Origin of the sequence: Rhodobacter sp. Har01 (assembly GCF_020564565.1) — a bacterium.
Lineage (GTDB): Bacteria > Pseudomonadota > Alphaproteobacteria > Rhodobacterales > Rhodobacteraceae > Pseudogemmobacter.
Genome location: NZ_JAJCTD010000026.1, coordinates 1 through 2,821 on the forward strand (window position 1 = coordinate 1; position 2,821 = coordinate 2,821).

Annotated in this window: 3 protein-coding genes and 2 pseudogenes; 1 reads left to right on the plus strand and 4 read right to left on the minus strand. The window is 60.5% G+C overall.

Annotated features, from left to right (window positions below; all coding sequences use genetic code 11):
• The 4 genes and pseudogenes from LHP98_RS19200 to LHP98_RS19730 all read right to left on the minus strand — a co-directional run.
• Positions 1–433, minus strand: a 433-nt coding sequence (locus LHP98_RS19200) for an IS5 family transposase (RefSeq protein ID WP_227254153.1), incomplete at its 3' end; no start/stop codon positions are given.
• Positions 434–1,011: 578 nt separating this feature from the next.
• Positions 1,012–1,440, minus strand: a complete 429-nt coding sequence (locus LHP98_RS19205) for a hypothetical protein (RefSeq protein ID WP_319638967.1) — start codon at positions 1,438–1,440, stop codon at positions 1,012–1,014.
• Positions 1,441–1,657: 217 nt separating this feature from the next.
• A pseudogene (locus tag LHP98_RS19210) lies at positions 1,658–2,113 on the minus strand (recombinase family protein); the annotation flags it as partial.
• Positions 2,114–2,231: 118 nt separating this feature from the next.
• Positions 2,232–2,318 (minus strand): annotated as a pseudogene (locus LHP98_RS19730) (IS3 family transposase); the annotation flags it as partial.
• A gap of 311 nt (positions 2,319–2,629) precedes the next feature.
• Here LHP98_RS19730 and LHP98_RS19225 point away from each other — a divergent pair.
• Positions 2,630–2,821: hypothetical protein (locus LHP98_RS19225; protein WP_227254155.1), on the plus strand; the 192-nt coding region annotated here is incomplete at its 3' end.

The window sequence follows — 2,821 nt, forward strand, 5'->3', positions numbered from 1 at the left end:
ACTTCAGCAGACGACCCCTCGCATCGGTGACGGCATGCAGTTTGGTGTTCAGCCCGCCCTTCGTGCGCCCGATCAGATGCCCGCGCTGATCGTCGGGCCCCCTTTTTCTTGCCCGTAGGCTCGAAGCCGTGCGGTGCGCCTTCAGGTAGGTCGCGTCGATCATGATGGTCTTCTGCTCAGAGCCTTTCGAGGCCAGTCCCTCCATCATTGTGGCGAAGACCCCCATGTCACCCCACCGCTTCCATCGGTTATAGAGCGTCTTCGGCGGGCCATACTCACGCGGGGCATCGCACCACCTCAACCCGTTGCGATTGATGAAGATTATCCCGCTCAGAACCCGCCGATCATCCACGCGTGGCTTGCCATGGCTCTTCGGAATGAACGGCTTCAACCGCTCCATCTGCTCGTCCGTCAACCAGAAAAGACTGCTCATCATCACCCCCGTAAGTTCGGGGGCCCGGAACCACGCATCGAAGGGAGCCTCAAGCAGATCAATGGGTCCTGACCCTAGGGGGCGATTGGCCTAGAAAGCAGTTCCCGAGCGCGGTCGCTGAACCCGAACTTGCGCCCATATTCGGCAAGCTCTCTTTCCAGTGCAAGGATGTGAGCCTTCAGGCCGGCAATTTCCTGGCCTACGGGAGGTCGGGCGTCTCGCTCAGAAGGCGACTCGTCACTTTCGATATCACTCGGGCACATGAATGCTGTCCGTCACCATTTCACCACCGGTCACTTGTAGGCTCGATAATCTCCGCGCCGCGATCCTCTCTTGGTCAAGCACACGTGATCGCATCCCTGCAGGAGATTGGACGTTATGTTCGCGTGATAACAAGTTGTCCAAAAGGGCAACCGATGCCGCCTTGGGCGTGCCATCACATCTTCCGAGACAACTGCCGGGCGAAGAATCGCATGAAAATAATAAGTTACACCGAAACATGGTTAACGGCACCGAGCGCAAGCGCGAATCGCTCCCGGTGCCGAGGAGGGGAATTCTGGGCTTGCGGCAAGCTTGGTTCAGTCCGCGAGATGTGCGGTCGGGCCTGTTGCTTTCTCGCTCCAAAGCTGCATTTTCCGGCGCCATTCAGATGGGATTGGCGGGAGCATTACTGACAGCGTCAGGCCCGGCACCTGGCATCCATCAAGGATGCCTTCGACGATGTCGGGTGAAAAGAGCATCAGCAGCAGGATCCGAATCATGTAGGAGGAGGCTATCCCTTCGCGCTCCGCCAGTTCGGCGATGGTGGCGAACTCACCTGACTCCAGCATTCGCTTCCAGCGTAAGCCGCGCGCCAGTGCCTTGACCAGCGTGTTGTCCGTCCCTCGCGGCTGCGCGGCGCCCTTCGGCTGTTGCATCTCCTTGCGCCCGCCGCGCTTCACGAGGTGGATAGGGATATCGACGGTGACGATGTCTGGCGGGCTTTCGCGGGAGTTTCCAGGCATCATTCTGGTCTCCCCGCTTGAACCTCACATCTTTGCTTCTTGAATTCTCCGCTCTGGCTTACTTGGGTTAGGGGTGTTCTCAGGAGAGGTGATTTCAGCTTCAGTGGCTCTGGATTAATGAGTTTATTGGACGACTTGCGCCGACCGCGAGTTCGACAGGATTTGGTTAGCATTCGATGAATGGCTTCAGTCGGAATTGTGTTATTTTGCAGGTTCTTGGTCATGCTTCAGCCTTGATCTTCGATGAGCGCATATCGCGCGCGTGGCCGTCGAACCCATCCACGCGAAGCTGGATGTTCAGCCCGCCTTTGCCGACGTCGACGCACTCGACGAGTTGCGCCACGATGCGGGCTTGCTCGGCCGGGGACAAATCGTCCCACATCGGATCGAGCCGCTGCAACGCCTCGCGGGCGTCGGCCTCTGTGATGTCCTCGGCCTGCGCGCGCGCTGACTTCCACGTGCCCGCGACGATCTCCGGCTGGCGGAACACGGCGCAAAGCTGATCGATCACGTCGGCCTCGATCTCGCCCGCTGGCACGCGGCCGAATGGGCACAACCCAGAGCCATGCTTCAGCACTGTCTGGCTGACACAGTTGCGGTAGAGCCTGTCGCCCTTGCGGGTATGCGTCGGCGAGAAGGCCGCGCCATCTGGGCCGAACAGCAACCCCTTGAGCAATGTATCGACCCAGCGGAATCTGCATAGGTAAAGCCGCTAGGGCGAATGCACCGGCGAGGGTTTTCATGTCCGGCGCCTGATGTGGGCGGCGATGGCTATAGAAGCTGATCCAGTCACCGATGGCGGGGGCCGCGTGTTGGATGCTGTCGAAGCGCTGGCGGTGGATGCATTGCTCCTTGAGCGTTCTGATCACGCGTTCGACCATGCCGTTATGCTGCGGGCCGTGAGGGGTGATGAACTCCTGTTTCAGGCCGTAGCTGCGAACCCGAACGGCGCAGCGGCCCCGAAGCGCGCTGGTAAGGGCGGCACATCCCTTCGGTCGGCCGTCTCCGCCAATGCTGCGGCCTTCGCGGAGGACCTCGGGCCAATGCTCAAGGACATTCAGGCCGCGGGGCACACCTCGCTGAGGGCGATCGCGGCGGAACTGACGGCGCGGGGGATCAGGACGCGGCGGGGTGGGACATGGGGGGTGGGCAATGTCCGCGGGCTGGTGGGGCGCACAGGCGAAGCGAAAAAGTGAGCCAACACCCCGTCCCGCTTGCGAACTCACCGATCGCCCTGTTGCATGCGCAATGCAACCCAGAACCTCGCGACTTCCAGGTTAACACCTCATTAACCGATTTGGACAACCCTGTGGTCGATCAGCGTGGGGCTTCCGAAATGAATTCACTGATTGCCGCTGTCTTCCTTCTTCCGGTGACCGTCCTG